This is a genomic window from Vibrio sp. R15-SG3-ISO1B (assembly GCF_059833835.1).
Genome location: NZ_JCBDGG010000035.1, coordinates 36863 through 52334, shown reverse-complemented (window position 1 = coordinate 52334; position 15472 = coordinate 36863). Strand labels below are relative to the sequence as shown.

The window sequence follows — 15472 nt, the reverse complement described above, 5'->3', positions numbered from 1 at the left end:
CTAATTCTGACGAATTAATTGAGATCTAGCACTTCTCTTCATTCGTGAAGAAAGCGCGACAAGAAAAAGGGAAGCTTAGGCTTCCCTTTTTCGTTTTTTGACGGCGAGCGAATGAGATGAGTTATAAGAAAAACATCGGCGAGAAGAGATGTCGCTATTATTTTTATCGCTAGATCATTAGCTTACTAGCGGCATTGAAAATGCTTCGCTGCTAAGTGAATCAGACCCACATTTCCTCATTTCTTTTATAACCAATCGATCTATATCTTACTCATTTGAGACTGGTAATAAGAATGGTTCTCTTTTATATTCAATCTAGAAGTCGTTAGGTCAGGTAGTAAAATTATGTTCGTTTGTTTGTGTCATGGCGTCTCGGATAAAAAAATCCGCAAGTTAGTTGTCGAAGAGGGCGTGACCGATATAAAAGGAATCAAGAAATGCACAGCCTTAGGCACCCAATGTGGTAAGTGTGTGCGCACGGCGAAAGAGATCATCAACGAATCGGCAGTGAATCTGTTTAAACAAGCTAGCTAATCCACTAGCTAAAAATGTGTCGACTTTTTTGACACCTTCTCATTTGGTTCTACAGTTAAAAGAGCCAAAGAGGAGGGCTTCTGTCATGAAAGGCGATCCAATTATTATCCAGCATCTCAACAAAATTCTCGGCAATGAACTCGTTGCCATCAACCAATACTTTCTTCATGCTCGTATGTACAAGGATTGGGGGCTAAAGCACCTCGCAGACAAAGAGTACCATGAGTCTATCGACGAGATGAAACACGCCGACCATCTCATCGAGCGCATTTTATTTCTAGAGGGCATTCCTAATCTTCAAGACCTGGGTAAGTTGATGATCGGGGAAGACACCAAAGAAATGCTCGAATGCGATCTGAAGTTAGAGCTGATAGCCATACCGGATTTGAAAGACGCCATCGCCTATGCGGAAGACATTCGAGACTACGTCTCTCGTGATCTGTTCCAAGAAATCCTAGAAGATGAAGAAGAACACGTGGATTGGCTTGAAACGCAACTTGGATTGATTGATATGACCGGTATCGAAAACTATCTCCAAGCGCAATTTGTTGATGAAGATTAACTAACGTTTCACTAACGTCACTACCGAAGCTGAGTGTATGCGTTGCCTACAACGCACACTCGGCAACCTAGCCAAGTTTGTCATACCTAACTCATCTTTTTTCTTGCTTAAACTGCTTTCTTTCTGTACTATTCCGGCTCCTTAAATCTCAGTCAATTATCTTTAGTTCCTTGCTTCCTCTGGACGACTGAGCCAATTGTGGAAGCTGAATAATCCGTAAGGAGCAACCCATGCGTCATTACGAAATCGTATTCATGGTGCACCCAGATCAAAGCGAGCAAGTTGCTGGCATGATCGAGCGTTACACTGGTTCAATCACTGAAGCTGGCGGTACTATCCACCGTCTAGAAGACTGGGGTCGCCGTCAACTGGCTTACCCAATCAACAAGCTTCACAAAGCTCACTACGTTCTAATGAACGTGGAAGCTGATCAAGCTGTTATTGATGAGCTAGAAACTGCTTTCCGTTTCAACGATGCAGTTCTACGTAACATGATCATGCGTACTAAAGCGGCTATCACTGAGCAATCTATCATGCTTAAGCAGAAAGAAGAGCGTGCTCCTCGTCGCGAAGAGCGTGCTGAAGCTAAGCCAGAAGCAGCGGCTGAGTAATTTCACTTATGACCAATCGAATGGAGCTCAGTGGCACCATTGCTAAGCCTCCCATTCGAAGTAAAAGCCCAAGTGGTATTGAACACTGTCGGTTTTGGTTAGAGCATCGCTCGACCATGATTGAAGCTGACCTACCGAGACAAGTCTATTGTCGTCTACCGGTCGTGATCAGTGGGCAAAGGTCACAAGCATTGACTCAGAATTTAGTACAAGGCAGTAACATTAAGGTAAGTGGTTTTGTCGCTTATCAAACCGGCCGAAATGGCGTTGGGAAATTAGTGTTACATGCCGACAACATTACTCAAATTTAAGATCAGGAGATAGCCCATGGCTCGTTTCTTCCGTCGTCGTAAATTCTGCCGTTTCACTGCAGAAGGCGTACAAGAGATTGATTACAAAGACGTAGCAACTCTTAAAAACTACATCACTGAAGCTGGTAAAATCGTTCCTAGCCGTATCACTGGTACAAGCGCTAAATACCAACGTCAACTAGCTCGCGCTATTAAGCGTTCACGCTACCTAGCTTTACTTCCGTACACTGACAAGCATCAGTAATCGGTCGTTTTATTAAGAAAGAGGATTAAGCAATGCAAGTTATTCTACTTGATAAAATCGGTAACCTAGGTGGTCTTGGTGACACTGCAAACGTTAAATCTGGCTACGCTCGTAACTTCCTTATCCCACAAGGTAAAGCAGTTATGGCAACTAAGACTAACGTTGAGATGTTCGAAGCTCGTCGCGCTGAGCTAGAAGCAAAAGTTGCTGAGCAACTTGCTGCTGCAGAAGCTCGCGCTGAGAAAGTGAACGCACTAGAAGCGGTCGTTATCGCTTCTAAAGCAGGTGACGAAGGTAAACTATTCGGTTCTATCGGTACTCGTGATATCGCTGATGCAATCACTGCAGCTGGCGTTGAAGTAGCTAAGAGCGAAGTTCGCCTACCTGAAGGTGCTCTACGTACTACTGGTGAGTTTGAAATCAGCATCCAACTTCACTCTGAAGTATTTGCTGCTATCAACCTACAAGTTGTACCAGCTGAGTAATTCAGCCTTAAGACGAATAGCAAAACACCAGCCTCGGCTGGTGTTTTTTTATGTCTGCTATTTTGCTCAGGGTTCTTCTTTCATTTAGAACACAAACAGCAAGTTGACCGAAAACATACTATCAGCTTTGCTTAGCCCTTCTGGAACCTTATCGTGATATTGGCGGTTATGAGTGAGCTTAAGCGCAATATCCTCAGTGATGTTGTTGGTGACACTGATGTCGGTATCGGTTCGGGTGTTACTGTGGCCGCTAACCCAAGTCACGTCCGCGGAGAGACGTAGGCTTTCAAGCACTTGCCAACTGCTGTTGATGTTGCCACGAAAAATCGCTTCCCTCACAATGTTGGGAAAGATGATATCGTCATCATCAATTTCATCAAGGTTGGGTTCTTGGTAGCGATAACCCGGACCGACTTCGACTTCAAGCAAGAAGTCATCCGTGTTTGATAACTGATAACCGAGCCCTCCCGAAAGCGTGTGATCTTTGTAGTACGCGGTGTACTTTGAGTTGACGCCTTTATAACTCGAATAGAGGTAGGTCTTGGGCCCAAGTTTATAGTCACCTTGCATAGTGTAGGTGGACTGCCGCTTGTCTTCTGTCCCATCTTTGTAGAGCAGGTAGTATTTCCACTCTCCGCTCGTACGGTAGCGACCTTTAATGTACTCGGCACTTAAACGAGAGTTGAGCGATTCGGAGTCGGAATTGCCCTTGTGTGCTTGATAGCCGAACTCGACCTCTGTATCCCAGGGGGAAGGTACTTGGATATCCATTTCACTTTGATCCGTACTATCTGCGTAGGCCAAGGACGAGCCTATTAACCCCACGCACAATAACCAAAGTTTTGACACTCAGTACCTCTCGGTCGAAAAATAACAGGGCGCAATAATAAACAGGCTTTGTATAGACTTGGTCAGGGCGGAGTCAAAACTCAAATCGGATCGTTGTTCCTCGCTTGAAACGGGAGACATAGCGATGATTCTCGTTATAATGTCCGGTCAGGAACAAGTTGTTGAGTGAAATCATGGCCCAGAGCAAAGTAGAGAATCGGAACCTTAAACCACGAGACGCCCAAGTCGATGCCATCAAAGTCCCACCGCACTCATTAGAAGCCGAGCAGTCGGTCATTGGTGGCTTGCTGTTGGATAACGAGCGTTGGGATACCGTCTCTGAGCGTGTGGTCGCCAAAGATTTCTACAGTCGACCTCACCGTTTAGTGTTTCAAGCGGTACAAGCCATTTTGGAAGACAACAAGCCACTTGATCTCATCACCTTGTCAGAATTTTTAGAGCAGCGCGAACAGCTTGATGAAGTAGGCGGCTTTGCTTATCTGGCGGACTTAGTCAAAAACACCCCGAGTGCGGCGAATATCAATGCGTACGCAGACATTGTGGCTGAGCGCGCACTGGTTCGCGACTTGATCGGTGTTGCCAATGAGATTGCCGATGCCGGCTACGATCCACAAGGACGCAGCTCAGAAGATCTGCTCGACTTGGCTGAGAGTAAAGTATTTGCCATTGCCGAGTCCCGCACCAATGAGAATGAAGGTCCGCAAAACGTCGACAACATTCTAGAAAAAACCCTCGAACGTATCGAACTGTTGTACAAAACGCCGCAAGACGGGGTGACTGGCGTCAACACGGGCTTTACGGATCTCAACAAGAAAACCGCGGGTCTACAGGGTTCTGATTTGGTCATTGTCGCAGCGCGTCCATCGATGGGTAAAACCACCTTTGCGATGAACTTATGTGAGACCGCGGCGATGGAACAAGACAAGCCCGTGCTGATCTTCTCTCTTGAGATGCCCGCGGAACAGATCATGATGCGTATGCTCGCCTCGTTGTCGCGTGTTGATCAAACGAAAATTCGTACCGGTCAGTTGGATGATGAAGACTGGGCGCGTATCTCATCGACCATGGGGATTCTCATGGAGAAGAAGAACATGTACATCGATGACAGCTCAGGTTTGACACCGACGGAAGTGCGCTCGCGCGCTCGTCGTGTGGCTCGCGATCATGGCGGTCTGTCGATGATCATGGTCGACTACCTTCAGCTCATGCGCGTCCCTGCGATGTCGGATAACCGGACGTTGGAAATTGCAGAGATTTCTCGCTCATTGAAAGCGTTGGCTAAAGAGCTCAATGTGCCTGTGGTGGCGCTGTCTCAGTTGAACCGTTCGTTGGAGCAACGAGCCGATAAACGTCCGGTGAACTCGGATCTGCGTGAATCGGGCTCTATCGAGCAGGACGCCGACTTGATCATGTTCATCTACCGTGACGAGGTGTACAACCCAGATAGCCCGATGAAAGGGACCGCAGAGATTATCTTGGGTAAGCAGCGTAACGGTCCGATTGGTTCAGTGCGACTGACCTTCCAAGGTCAATGGTCGCGCTTTGACAATTACGCGGGTCCTGCGTTTGATATGGATGATGAATAATCGATGAGTTACATGAAAGCGGCAACCGCATCGATTAATTTGGATGCGCTGAAACACAATTTGGCTCGCATTAAACACCAAGCGCCGAGCAGCAAAATCATGGCCGTGGTGAAAGCGAACGGATACGGGCATGGACTTCGTCACGTTGCCAAGCACGCTGAAGGTGCGGACGCGTTTGGCGTCGCGCGCATTGAAGAGGCGCTGGGGCTTCGCGCTTGTGGTGTGGTGAAACCTATCCTCCTTCTCGAAGGCTTTTATTCACCAGGGGATTTACCTGTATTAGTCACCAACAACATCCAAACGGTGGTGCACTGTGAAGAGCAGCTTCAAGCATTAGAAGATGCCGAGTTGGATACTCCTGTTGTGGTTTGGCTGAAAGTCGACAGCGGGATGCATCGCTTAGGTGTCAGGCCAGAGCAATACGAAACGTTTGTTGCCCGTCTGAAGCGCTGCCCGAATGTGGCGAAGCCGCTGCGTTACATGAGTCATTTTGGCTGCGCTGATGAGCTCGAAAGCAGCACCACGCAAGAGCAAACCGAGCTGTTTCTCTCTTTGACGCAAGGTTGTGAAGGTGAGCGTTCTCTCGCCGCGTCTGCGGGTTTACTGGCTTGGCCAGAGAGCCAGTTAGAGTGGGTGAGGCCCGGCATCATCATGTATGGCGTGTCGCCATTTAATGATCAAAGTGCGGCGGATCTCGGCTATCAGCCAGTGATGACGTTAAAATCTCACCTCATTGCGGTTCGAGATGTGAAGCAAGGGGAAAAGGTCGGTTACGGCGGCACATGGACTTGCGCGCAAGACACCAAAGTCGGCGTGATAGCGATTGGTTACGGCGATGGCTACCCTAGAACCGCGCCCAATGGCACCCCTGTTCTGGTCAATGGTCGCAGAGTTCCGATTGTCGGTAGAGTGTCGATGGATATGCTGACGGTCGATCTTGGCGGTGACGCACAAGACAAAGTGGGTGATGAAGCGATTCTTTGGGGGCAAGATTTACCCTCCGAAGAGGTGGCGTCCCACATTGGCACCATCGCCTATGAACTGGTGACTAAGCTCACTTCGCGTGTTGAGATGGATTACCAAAAGTCTCTGCAAAGCTATGAATAAACTGCGAATGCTGGCCCTAGTGGCCAGCTTTTTTATCGCTACCTTCTGCCACAGCAGCGAGAAAGACTCCGCGTTTCTTCCCTTTTATTTCAGCACCGAAACGCTCGGTAATACCTTCGGTGTTGCTGGGGTGGCGAAAGGCGTAGGGCAACCGCAAACCGTGCTCTTTGGCATGGGGTTGTACTCTGATAAAGCCAGTTATCTTGGTTATGTTGCGGCGTTCAATTACGCACTCTCCCCCCATTGGCTGGTCAGTACGCAGATGTACCAAGCGCGCTTTAATGACAACCCTTATTACCTTGGAGAGCAGGGTAGCAATGCGTCTCCTACGGGGGGCAGCACCATCACCAACGGCGATGAGCAGAACTACCAATTCGAGTTTAAATATTTGCTCCCTTGGGGGCTGGTTTCACAGCAAGGCATGAGTGGTGTGTTTGCGCCATCACGTCCGGTCAGCACCGCCTCACCGTACGACTCTGGCGTCACTTCCATCAGCGTGACGCCGTTTTACTCAGAGCGTCAACTTGATGTCTACACGCAAGCAGAGAAAGCCACTGGCGTTGAGGTGAGCCTAGATTGGGATAATAGAGACAGTGTCCGCAACCCAACGAAAGGCTCACACTCGGCGTTCACGATCAGCATGGGCACAGAGCAGCGCCTTAGCGATAGCTGGATAAAGTGGGAAGGGCAGAACAGCCAGTATGTTGCCCTTGGCCCTTTGGGCAGTTGGTTTGATCAGCAAGTGCTGGCGTTTGATGTCTATGCCGCAGACACGCCGACCTGGGATGCCTGTGAGGGTTGTGCGAGACCGCCAGAGCAACTTCAGGCGCGACTTGGCGGTTTATATCGCCTACGAGGCTTTACCGCAGGGCGGTATCACGGTCGCTCGGCGCTGCACTACTCGATGGAGTATCGTGTCTTACCCGATTGGCAGCCGCTAGAGAGTGTGCCGGTTCTTAATTATTACGATCTGCCTTGGTGGCAGTGGGTACTGTTTGCCGAAGCCGGTCGTGTGGCTGATGAGTTTGATTTAGCCACGCTCCACTCAGATATGCAGTGGAACCTTGGCGGAGCAGTGAGGCTTCAGGTTGAAGGCGTGGTCGTTCGCGCCGAAATCGCGAAAGGAGCGGAAGAAGGCACGTTTCGCGTGATGATCAATCAGCCGTTCTAATCACACCGATGGGCTCTACTCTCCTTGTAAGGTGGCCATAATGGTTCGTTCCCCACCGTTGTCTCGGTGTTCACCCAGATAAATCCCCTGCCATGTGCCCAGTGCTAATCGACCTTGTCGAATCGGAATCATGACACTGGCGCCGAGAATCGACGCTTTAATGTGCGCGGGCATATCATCATCACCTTCATAAGTATGACGGTAGTAAGGGGCGTTTTGTGGCACAAAGTGATTAAAGTGCGCTTCCATATCGCTGCGCACGGTAGGATCGGCGTTCTCATTGAGGGTAAGACTTGCGGACGTATGTTGGATGAATAACTGTAATAAACCGACAGAAATCGATTGAATTTGTGGCAATTGTTGCTCAATTTCATCGGTAATGAGATGAAACCCGCGCGGTTTCGCGCGCAATTGTACTTGGGCCTGAGACCACATAAAGACTCCTTATCTAGACAAACCCGCTGGCAAAATTGCTTAGGGTTAGTGCAGTGATTAACGGTGCAGCATCACCAAAATCAATGCTATTATTCCACGTGCAACGACGCAGTTGCTCGGTTGTGAAGCGGGTAACGTGACCTAACTCAAAGAGAGTGAGGGTACCCTAGGTCATAATGAGCAACTGAAAAAAAATTACAATTATTCTTCATTTTCAAATTCGGGGATTCCACCAGTTTTCGCTAGACTGAATGGAATAAAAACGGACTGTAACATCGGGATAACGACCATGTTGAAAACTATCAATCCAACGCAGACATCCGCTTGGAAAGCACTCACCGCACATTTTGAATCCGCACAAGATATGGATCTTAAAGCGCTCTTCGCACAAGACCCAGCGCGCTTTGACAAATTTTCGACTCGCTTTGGCGACGATATGCTTGTCGACTACTCAAAAAACCTCATCAATGAAGAGACGTTAAAGCACCTGTTTGCTTTGGCACAAGAAACGGATCTTGCGTCCGCGATTGAGGCCATGTTCAGTGGTGACACCATCAACCAAACCGAAGGCCGCAGCGTTCTGCACGTGGCGTTGCGTAATCGCAGCAACACGCCAATTATGGTCAATGGTGAAGATGTCATGCCAGCGGTGAACGCGGTTCTAGAGAAGATGAAATCGTTCTCTGAGCGTGTGATTGGCGGTGAGTGGAAAGGCTACACAGGCAAAGCCATCACCGATGTCGTGAACATTGGTATAGGCGGCTCTGACCTAGGCCCATACATGGTGACTGAAGCGCTCGCGCCGTACAAAACACACCTCAACATGCACTTTGTCTCTAACGTTGATGGCACCCACATCGCTGAAACGTTGAAGAAAGTAAACCCAGAAACCACACTCTTCCTTGTGGCATCGAAAACCTTCACCACGCAAGAAACCATGACCAATGCGCACTCTGCTCGTGATTGGTTCTTAGCATCAGCGGGTGATGAAGCGCACGTAGCTAAGCACTTTGCGGCCTTGTCGACTAACGCTAGCGCGGTGTCTGAGTTCGGTATTGATACCGACAACATGTTTGAGTTCTGGGACTGGGTCGGCGGTCGTTACTCACTGTGGTCTGCGATCGGTTTGTCGATTGTATTGGGTGTCGGCTGCGACAACTTCATCGAGCTACTGACCGGTGCTCATGAGATGGACAACCACTTCAAGTCGACAGAGCTTGAGAGCAACATTCCAGTGATCATGGCGTTGATCGGTATTTGGTACAACAACTTCCACGGCGCAGAGTCGGAAGCGATCTTGCCATACGATCAGTATATGCACCGCTTCGCGGCGTACTTCCAGCAAGGTAACATGGAATCCAACGGTAAGTTTGTCGATCGCAACGGTGATGCTGTGACTTACCAAACGGGCCCTATCATTTGGGGTGAGCCAGGAACCAATGGTCAGCACGCGTTCTACCAGTTGATTCACCAAGGCACTAAGTTGATCCCATCGGATTTCATCGCGCCAGCGTTGAGCCACAACCCAACCGGCGATCACCATCAGAAATTGATGTCGAACTTCTTTGCTCAGACTGAAGCACTTGCGTTTGGTAAATCTGCAGAGACAGTGAAAGCGGAGTTCTTGGCGGCAGGCAAAACGGAGCAGGAAGTGGAAGCCTTGGTGCCATTCAAAGTGTTTGAAGGTAACCGCCCAACGAACTCTATCTTGGTTAAGCAGATCACTCCACGCACATTGGGTCAATTGATTGCGATGTACGAGCACAAGATCTTTGTTCAAGGCGTGATTTGGAACATCTTCAGCTTCGACCAATGGGGTGTGGAGCTCGGTAAACAGTTGGCGAACCAGATCCTACCTGAGCTAGGTGATGACGCGCCAGTGAGCTCTCACGATAGCTCGACCAATGGCTTGATCAACGCGTTCAAAGCACTGAAAGCGTAATGATCGGCTGTTGACCGCCAAGTATGAAAACGCCAGCGATGTCGCTGGCGTTTTTTTATCGTCTGATTTTGCTTTATCTGACATTACACCGTGTGGTGAATCGAGGAGTTTGACGCGTCGGTATTGGCGCTAAATTTCTGATTGAGGAGCGCCAACAGTTGATCGTAATACTGGGTATTGGGCTTATTCCCTAGCAGTTTGCACAGCTCGTTGCCGGTAGGGCTAAAACGGTAGTAGAGCAGTCTCACGCCTTTGCTGTGCGCTTGCAACAAGAGTTGTTTGCCTTGGTAGGTCAACGCCAGTGGTGAGTCGAGCTCAATCTCTCCCGATTCGAGCTCTGCTGAGTGCATCAGCCCCAGTTCAAACAACACCAATAAACTCGAATAGGGGAGTTGGAAGTTGCCGACATTGATGTTGTTGGTGGTATTTCGCTTGCCAAAACTAAAGATGCCCCCTTGGGCGCGGTAACCGATCAAGAGCTTGCGGCTGTTGTCTCCGCCAAAACTGCACGCCAGTGACGATGCGCGTTGTAAGATCTGCGCCTCTTTGGGCGTCATATCTTGCAGCACTTTTAGGGCTTTCATCGACGTGGAGCCAGGGTTGGTGACTTCACGCTTCAGCACCTGAGCCCACAAACGTTGCATAGCGCTGTTGTGCACCTCTTGCGCCATATCGAAGAATCGATACAACCAATCTTGGTCAGGATCGCCTGCGGTTTCATTCTTACATGAGGTGTGAGCAAGTTTTAGGATCTGCTCAAGGTTTTTCTGTCTGAGCTCTTTGCGTTTACGCTCGCGCAACAAAGCGCGTTCGAGTGCCGTTTTTTCCGGTGTTTGCGCTTGCAGCATGGCATCCAACCCATATTGCTGGGCGATGGTGAGGATACGGCTGGCGCTGTCTTTGACGTAGCTGGACTTTTTTTCTTGCTTATCGGTGTGGGTGGCGTCGTGCTCAATCACAACCGGCTTATTTGGCTCAGACATGATGATATTCCTTAGCAGTCATATCGTTATTAAATCATATTGCACGCCGATGCCGGATGCTACCCGCCATAGAGTGTGATGCTTATCCGAATAAGATTATAAAAATATCACTATCACGAATGATAATAAGTTGTTAAAATTGTTGCTATTGTTTTGGAGGGCTTTATGAAGTTTTCAAGTGATGAAAAACTGAAAAAGCACCTGCTAATCGCCTTTTTACTCCTGACTTATCTCGGGATCCTAGCGTATCTCTCTCGATATCTGACCTAAGCTGGGCGTTTAACAGGTTGCTTTATTGTTAATGGATTCGAGGGGTTACTGATCGTCGTACTCAGTAATCGCGGTGCCTTCAATCAGGTAACCCGTTTCGGCCAACTCATGACTCATGGTTTCTGTCTTGAGCGTACCCACCACATAAATCACGTCCCACAGCTGTTGCACTGGTGCCCCTTGAGGGAACTTCACGTAAATGATCTGGTTTGGTGGCGGTGGCGGTACGTGAATACAGGCACCAAAGTAAGGCACAAGCAAGAATTCGGTGACCTTCTCTGCATCTCCTTCTAAAGGAATGACAAAGCCAGGGATTCGCACTGTGCTGCCGTTAAGATCTTGGCGCACGCCACCAATCTTTGATTGCTTCATCGTGCCACCTGAGTGGTCTACGTTTGGATCCGGCATGCCGAATGAGTCAAACTGGTTGCGTTCATTCTCTGGTACGAGATCGATCCACTCTAAGGTTAATGGCTCCGAGGCGTGGCTGAAAAAGCTGGTCATTACCATGCTCATTGCCAGCATAAATATAGAAACGATTTTGGTCATAATTACACTCTAATTGTCATTCCATCACTGAGAGATTGCCTGTAGGCGCGCAACGCGGGAATAAAGCCAATGACGGTTCCCGCCAGTTGAACAGCACCAAGTAGCATCAGTTCATACTGGGACAATATCTGCATTTGTAGGTTGATGCCATAGCTTTGTTGGATAATCGGCGCGGCAATGGCGAGCGCGAGATACAAGAAAGTGGTGCCGGTTAAGATGCCGATGAAGGTCAGCGTACTGGCTTCTAAGATCAGCAAACTAAAGACATGGCGCGGTCTTGCGCCCATCGCGCGGAGAATCGCCATCTCTCGGCGGCGCTCTTGTAAGCTGGTTAACAGGCTCGACAGCATCCCCAATAACCCGGCGACCACCACAAAGCCAGAGACGGCCATCAGCGCTTGCTCGGCGACTGACATCATGCTCCACAACTCATGCAGAGCGATCCCCGGCATGATCGCGCTGAGCGGCTCTTTTGGGTAGGTGTTGATGGCACGCTGCAAGCTGAAGGTCTGAATTTTAGATTTTAGCCCGATCAGCACCGCGGTGATTTGTTTCGGCTGGAAGTCCATGCTGGCCAACTGATCCGCGTCTGGGTTGTTGCCCATATTGGCGCCGCTTTCCCATCCCACATGAATGGCTTCAATCGCCTCTAGCGAGACATGCACCGTTTTGTCTACGGGTGTGCCAGTAGGCGCTAAAATACCGACGACAGTAAAAGGGGCATTCTCATGACGGTTAAACGCTACGTCACTGATGCCATGCGCAATGATGATCTCTTCACCAACTTTATAGCCAAGCTCTTTGGCCACATCGGCGCCAATCACGGCTTCCAGTAAGGATTCAAACTCGCGCCCTTGCTTGATGACCAGCGGCTGCTTTTGTCCGTATCGATAGTGTTCAAAATAGCTGTGGTTGGTGCCCATCACGCGAAAACCTCGGTGCGAGTCACCTAGCGAGATAGGAATGGCCCAGTCGACCGCGCGATGCTGGCTAAATTCTTGGTAACTTTGCCAATCGATATTATTGGTCGCATTGCCAATGCGAAACACCGAGTAGAGCAGCAGATTGACCTGCCCAGAGCGTCCACCAACAATCAAATCTGTGCCTGAAATGGTATTGGCAAAGCTGGATTTGGCTTGGGTTCGAATCCGCTCGACACCCAGTAGCAGCACGACGGAAATAGCCACGGTCAAAATGGTCAAGATGGCCGTCATTTTTCGGTTGCGTACACTTTTAAACGCAAGGCTGAGAGTCGGGGTCATACCTGGGCTCCTGCTTGATTGATCTGTTGTAAGTCGAGCGTGCGATCAAATTGCGCTTCTAAGGTCGGGTCATGACTCACAAACAGCAGGGTAGAGTTGGCGTGGTTGACTTGCTCAAGCAACAGTTCAATAAAAGCGCTGCGGTTGTTGTAATCGAGCGCAGAGGTCGGCTCATCAGCGATAATGATTTGTGGCTGACCGATCAAGGCTCTAGCGGCTGCGACGCGTTGCTGCTGACCAATACTCAGTTCGACCACAGGTTTATTGATCAGTGCCTGTGGCAGACGTAATTTATCCAATAGCTGTTTGGCGTTCTCTTGCAATGATGGGGTTACTTGGCTGCGTCTTAGCGCTGAAAACTGGCACGGCAGCATGACATTTTCCAATACGCTCAAATAGGGCAGCAAATTGAACTGCTGGAAGATGTAGCCTATTTGGTCGGCGCGAAAACGGTCACGAGCACTGCCTGAAAGGGCAGACAGATCATGGCCAAGTACTCGAACTTGACCATTTGAGGTGTTATTGATGCCAGTGAGTAAGCCAAGCAGTGTTGATTTCCCGCAGCCACTTGGGCCTTTGACAAACAGATGTTCGCCGCGATTCACGGTTAACGACGGGATGACTAATGTTGGCTCACTGTTGCCAGGCCAGGTGTAACTTACTTGGTTTAACTCGACAACGGGATGCGCTTCTTTTGTCGCCATGAAGAGTCCTTGAGCTTGAAGGCGGCCCAACAGTTGGGCCGCGAATGAGGGTTAATGCTTAAACATCAACGATTAAAATGCAATACGAGTTTGACCTTGACCGAGTTTCAATGCGGCTTGCGTTTGATCGGTCAAGAGGTTCACGCTGATCGCTTCCGTTGATGGGAAGTGGTTAAACCATTGCGTGTCGATGCTGTTAAGCGCTTGAATGCTTTCACACTCATAGTGGTACTCGATGGTGAATTCACCGTGACCACCGTGCGACTCGTGATCGTGTGAGTCATGATCGTGCTTATCATGGTCATGGCTGTCGTGGTCGTGTGAGTCATGATCGTGTTTATCGTGGTCATGGCTGTCGTGGTCGTGTGAGTCATGATCGTGCTTATCATGGTCATGGCTGTCGTGGTCGTGAGAGTCATGATCATGCTTATCGTGGTCATGGCTATCGTGATCGTGTGAATCATGATCGTGGTCATCGTGCCCCTCTTCACCGAGTGTATGAGAGACCGAGCGATGCTCAAGGCGACAGTTGGCCTGTGAGGCCAGCGTGAAAATGGTGCTTGCATCGTTGAGTGTGGTGACGGCGCGGCTTAGTGTCTCTTTTTGCTCATCGGTGCTTGGTGCGTGTTCAAAACCGACGACATCGGCGCCGGGAGCGGTGATTTCGATCAATAGCTCTTTGCCATCTTGGGCAATGTTAAACTCCACTTGACCATGGACGTGGGCATCGTGCTGACGAAATGTCTCTTCGGCAAAGGTGGTGGTTGAGAAAGCAAGCGTCATACCCAGTGCGATTGGTGTGAATGTGTTCATGTTAATTCCTGTGATGATTCATTAAAGGTTTGCCCAACATCGGGCGTTAAAAGGTGCATGAACCTAAGGTGGGTGGCGAGCGCGCTAGGTACGCAAAGGTGCCGAGTTGACGAGAGTAACGAGGCAGCGCCGTCAATACCGAAAAGCGGCTGGGTAACAGGACAACGATAAGCAGCGCGGCCATGATGCCGTGATGCAAAGCGAGAAACAGCTCGCATTGATGATGGGTGTGGTGATCAGGGTGATGATCTAAGGCGTGTTCCACAGACGCGAAGCTGAGCCATAAGGTCAGCAAGATCGTGGTGAACACGATCAGAGTTCGGTGTGGCGTCGAGAAGAACAATCGCATTATCGGCACATCATCAAAAGCAAACAGGAGCTGTTATAATATAACAACTCCTGTCAGCCGAACAATCGAAACTGTATTACAGATTGTCACGCACAAGATTGAGTACCGTCTCAATCTCAGTCTCAGAGAGAGTGCCTTCTTTGACAAACAGTACTTGGCCTTGCTTGTCTTGCACTATGATCGCCGACGATTTCTCTGCCAGTGCCCATGCGTTGGCCACTGCCCCTTCTTCATCTAACACCATGGAAGACCAAGGAAAGGACAGCTTGCTGTCTTCAGCCGAGGATTTGACGAAAGAGCCCGTCCCCCAAATCGCATCATCTTGGTTAATGATTGAGGTCGTTTGATACTGATCCTCTGGAAATTTTGCCGCCGTAATGGCCGCCATCAGTGGGGCGTTCATCTCTTTGGCGCTGCTACGACCCGCGATCGCTTGGATCACTCTGACCTTGCCCACCAGGTCAGTCGATGACCAAGGGGCAAAGCGGGTTTGGTCACCATCAAGCAAAATTTCACCGTGACTGCTGACGTCCACCGCGGGTACGGCTTGGCCAACCGTCAGGTTGTGCGCAAAGGAGAGCGCTGGAGAGCAAGCCAGCATGAGAGCGAGTAGGGTTTTGTTTTTCATTATGTTCTTCCTTTTATGGTTGCGGAAAAAGTATATACCCTAAATAGACAAAGGGTAGGAATTGTCCTTATTCCTAC

19 protein-coding genes are annotated in these 15472 nt (G+C 49.5%); 10 read left to right on the top strand and 9 right to left on the bottom strand.

The features are described 5' to 3' along the window. Positions 1–345: 345 nt before the first annotated feature. The 6 genes from AC6R0S_RS10905 to rplI all read left to right on the top strand — a co-directional run bounded on the left by AC6R0S_RS10905 (position 346) and on the right by rplI (position 2747). Positions 346–534 carry a (2Fe-2S)-binding protein gene (locus tag AC6R0S_RS10905; protein ID WP_334554990.1) on the top strand — a complete coding sequence of 63 codons (189 nt, stop codon included), beginning with the start codon at positions 346–348 and terminating at the stop codon, positions 532–534. Between the two features lie 85 nt (positions 535–619). Next, on the top strand, positions 620–1096 hold the full coding sequence (bfr, locus tag AC6R0S_RS10900; RefSeq protein ID WP_500629303.1) for a bacterioferritin: 477 nt from the start codon (positions 620–622) through the stop codon (positions 1094–1096). A gap of 230 nt (positions 1097–1326) precedes the next feature. Beyond that, the gene (gene rpsF / locus AC6R0S_RS10895; protein ID WP_004747103.1) at positions 1327–1707 is read left to right on the top strand and encodes a 30S ribosomal protein S6; all 381 of its coding nucleotides are present in this window, start codon (positions 1327–1329) and stop codon (positions 1705–1707) included. 8 nt (positions 1708–1715) lie between these two features. Further along, entirely contained in the window at positions 1716–2018 is a 303-nt protein-coding gene (priB, locus tag AC6R0S_RS10890) for a primosomal replication protein N (RefSeq protein ID WP_500629302.1), read from the top strand. A gap of 16 nt (positions 2019–2034) precedes the next feature. Next, the gene (gene rpsR / locus AC6R0S_RS10885) at positions 2035–2262 is read left to right on the top strand and encodes a 30S ribosomal protein S18 (protein ID WP_000090472.1); all 228 of its coding nucleotides are present in this window, start codon (positions 2035–2037) and stop codon (positions 2260–2262) included. Positions 2263–2294: 32 nt separating this feature from the next. Further along, complete coding sequence (rplI, locus tag AC6R0S_RS10880; protein ID WP_487901818.1) at positions 2295–2747, top strand: 50S ribosomal protein L9; 453 nt, start codon at positions 2295–2297, stop codon at positions 2745–2747. Positions 2748–2831: 84 nt separating this feature from the next. Here the strand turns inward: rplI and AC6R0S_RS10875 are convergent, their stop codons facing one another. Continuing rightward, positions 2832–3596, bottom strand: coding sequence for a DUF481 domain-containing protein (locus tag AC6R0S_RS10875; protein WP_487901817.1), 765 nt, complete (start codon positions 3594–3596; stop codon positions 2832–2834). 173 nt (positions 3597–3769) lie between these two features. Between AC6R0S_RS10875 and AC6R0S_RS10870 the strand changes: the two genes are divergently transcribed. Genes AC6R0S_RS10870 through AC6R0S_RS10860 form a run of 3 tightly spaced genes read left to right on the top strand, consistent with a single transcriptional unit; the run spans position 3770 to position 7460 of the window. Beyond that, positions 3770–5182 (top strand): replicative DNA helicase, encoded by a 1413-nt coding sequence (locus tag AC6R0S_RS10870; protein ID WP_500625640.1) that lies wholly within the window; start codon positions 3770–3772, stop codon positions 5180–5182. A 12-nt stretch (positions 5183–5194) separates the two neighbouring features. Continuing rightward, complete coding sequence (gene alr / locus AC6R0S_RS10865) at positions 5195–6289, top strand: alanine racemase (protein ID WP_487901822.1); 1095 nt, start codon at positions 5195–5197, stop codon at positions 6287–6289. Next, positions 6282–7460 carry a BamA/TamA family outer membrane protein gene (locus AC6R0S_RS10860; RefSeq protein WP_500637901.1) on the top strand — a complete coding sequence of 393 codons (1179 nt, stop codon included), beginning with the start codon at positions 6282–6284 and terminating at the stop codon, positions 7458–7460. Before alr ends, AC6R0S_RS10860 begins: the two co-directional genes overlap by 8 nt. 15 nt (positions 7461–7475) lie before the next feature. Here AC6R0S_RS10860 and AC6R0S_RS10855 read toward each other — a convergent pair whose 3' ends face one another. Then, on the bottom strand, positions 7476–7895 hold the full coding sequence (locus AC6R0S_RS10855) for a secondary thiamine-phosphate synthase enzyme YjbQ (protein ID WP_500637900.1): 420 nt from the start codon (positions 7893–7895) through the stop codon (positions 7476–7478). A gap of 289 nt (positions 7896–8184) precedes the next feature. On the opposite strand from AC6R0S_RS10855, the gene pgi reads away from it, so the two are divergent. Then, positions 8185–9837: a glucose-6-phosphate isomerase gene (pgi, locus tag AC6R0S_RS10850; RefSeq protein WP_500637899.1), complete on the top strand. Its 1653-nt coding sequence runs from the start codon at positions 8185–8187 to the stop codon at positions 9835–9837. A gap of 83 nt (positions 9838–9920) precedes the next feature. Here the strand turns inward: pgi and AC6R0S_RS10845 are convergent, their stop codons facing one another. The 7 genes from AC6R0S_RS10845 to AC6R0S_RS10815 form a co-directional block, all read right to left on the bottom strand. Next, positions 9921–10820 (bottom strand): TIGR03899 family protein, encoded by a 900-nt coding sequence (locus AC6R0S_RS10845; protein ID WP_500630528.1) that lies wholly within the window; start codon positions 10818–10820, stop codon positions 9921–9923. Positions 10821–11135: 315 nt separating this feature from the next. Continuing rightward, positions 11136–11615 (bottom strand): DUF3299 domain-containing protein, encoded by a 480-nt coding sequence (locus AC6R0S_RS10840; RefSeq protein WP_500637904.1) that lies wholly within the window; start codon positions 11613–11615, stop codon positions 11136–11138. 26 nt (positions 11616–11641) lie between these two features. Then, on the bottom strand, positions 11642–12901 hold the full coding sequence (locus AC6R0S_RS10835) for an ABC transporter permease (protein WP_500637898.1): 1260 nt from the start codon (positions 12899–12901) through the stop codon (positions 11642–11644). Then, positions 12898–13605 (bottom strand): ABC transporter ATP-binding protein, encoded by a 708-nt coding sequence (locus tag AC6R0S_RS10830; RefSeq protein ID WP_500637897.1) that lies wholly within the window; start codon positions 13603–13605, stop codon positions 12898–12900. The genes AC6R0S_RS10835 and AC6R0S_RS10830 overlap by 4 nt, the downstream gene beginning before the upstream one ends. A 72-nt stretch (positions 13606–13677) precedes the next feature. Further along, positions 13678–14418 (bottom strand): zinc uptake protein ZrgA, encoded by a 741-nt coding sequence (gene zrgA, locus AC6R0S_RS10825; protein WP_500631181.1) that lies wholly within the window; start codon positions 14416–14418, stop codon positions 13678–13680. Between the two features lie 46 nt (positions 14419–14464). Continuing rightward, positions 14465–14767 carry a DUF2607 family protein gene (locus AC6R0S_RS10820; RefSeq protein WP_500631182.1) on the bottom strand — a complete coding sequence of 101 codons (303 nt, stop codon included), beginning with the start codon at positions 14765–14767 and terminating at the stop codon, positions 14465–14467. Between the two features lie 76 nt (positions 14768–14843). Beyond that, a complete protein-coding gene (locus AC6R0S_RS10815) occupies positions 14844–15395 on the bottom strand; it encodes a YtfJ family protein (RefSeq protein ID WP_500631183.1) in 552 nt (183 codons plus the stop codon). Positions 15396–15472 lie beyond the last annotated feature (77 nt).

Bases quoted from the DNA above. Each gene is read 5' to 3' on its own strand.
- rpsR (WP_000090472.1), top strand. From the start codon at position 2,035: ATGGCTCGTTTCTTCCGTCGTCGTAAATTCTGCCGTTTCACTGCAGAA.
- AC6R0S_RS10835 (WP_500637898.1), bottom strand. From the start codon at position 12,901: ATGACCCCGACTCTCAGCCTTGCGTTTAAAAGTGTACGCAACCGAAAA.
- zrgA (WP_500631181.1), bottom strand. From the start codon at position 14,418: ATGAACACATTCACACCAATCGCACTGGGTATGACGCTTGCTTTCTCA.
- AC6R0S_RS10820 (WP_500631182.1), bottom strand. From the start codon at position 14,767: ATGCGATTGTTCTTCTCGACGCCACACCGAACTCTGATCGTGTTCACC.
- AC6R0S_RS10860 (WP_500637901.1), top strand. From the start codon at position 6,282: ATGAATAAACTGCGAATGCTGGCCCTAGTGGCCAGCTTTTTTATCGCT.
- rpsF (WP_004747103.1), top strand. From the start codon at position 1,327: ATGCGTCATTACGAAATCGTATTCATGGTGCACCCAGATCAAAGCGAG.
- AC6R0S_RS10905 (WP_334554990.1), top strand. From the start codon at position 346: ATGTTCGTTTGTTTGTGTCATGGCGTCTCGGATAAAAAAATCCGCAAG.
- AC6R0S_RS10830 (WP_500637897.1), bottom strand. From the start codon at position 13,605: ATGGCGACAAAAGAAGCGCATCCCGTTGTCGAGTTAAACCAAGTAAGT.
- rplI (WP_487901818.1), top strand. From the start codon at position 2,295: ATGCAAGTTATTCTACTTGATAAAATCGGTAACCTAGGTGGTCTTGGT.
- AC6R0S_RS10840 (WP_500637904.1), bottom strand. From the start codon at position 11,615: ATGCTGGCAATGAGCATGGTAATGACCAGCTTTTTCAGCCACGCCTCG.
- bfr (WP_500629303.1), top strand. From the start codon at position 620: ATGAAAGGCGATCCAATTATTATCCAGCATCTCAACAAAATTCTCGGC.
- pgi (WP_500637899.1), top strand. From the start codon at position 8,185: ATGTTGAAAACTATCAATCCAACGCAGACATCCGCTTGGAAAGCACTC.
- priB (WP_500629302.1), top strand. From the start codon at position 1,716: ATGACCAATCGAATGGAGCTCAGTGGCACCATTGCTAAGCCTCCCATT.
- AC6R0S_RS10815 (WP_500631183.1), bottom strand. From the start codon at position 15,395: ATGAAAAACAAAACCCTACTCGCTCTCATGCTGGCTTGCTCTCCAGCG.
- AC6R0S_RS10855 (WP_500637900.1), bottom strand. From the start codon at position 7,895: ATGTGGTCTCAGGCCCAAGTACAATTGCGCGCGAAACCGCGCGGGTTT.
- alr (WP_487901822.1), top strand. From the start codon at position 5,195: ATGAAAGCGGCAACCGCATCGATTAATTTGGATGCGCTGAAACACAAT.
- AC6R0S_RS10870 (WP_500625640.1), top strand. From the start codon at position 3,770: ATGGCCCAGAGCAAAGTAGAGAATCGGAACCTTAAACCACGAGACGCC.
- AC6R0S_RS10845 (WP_500630528.1), bottom strand. From the start codon at position 10,820: ATGTCTGAGCCAAATAAGCCGGTTGTGATTGAGCACGACGCCACCCAC.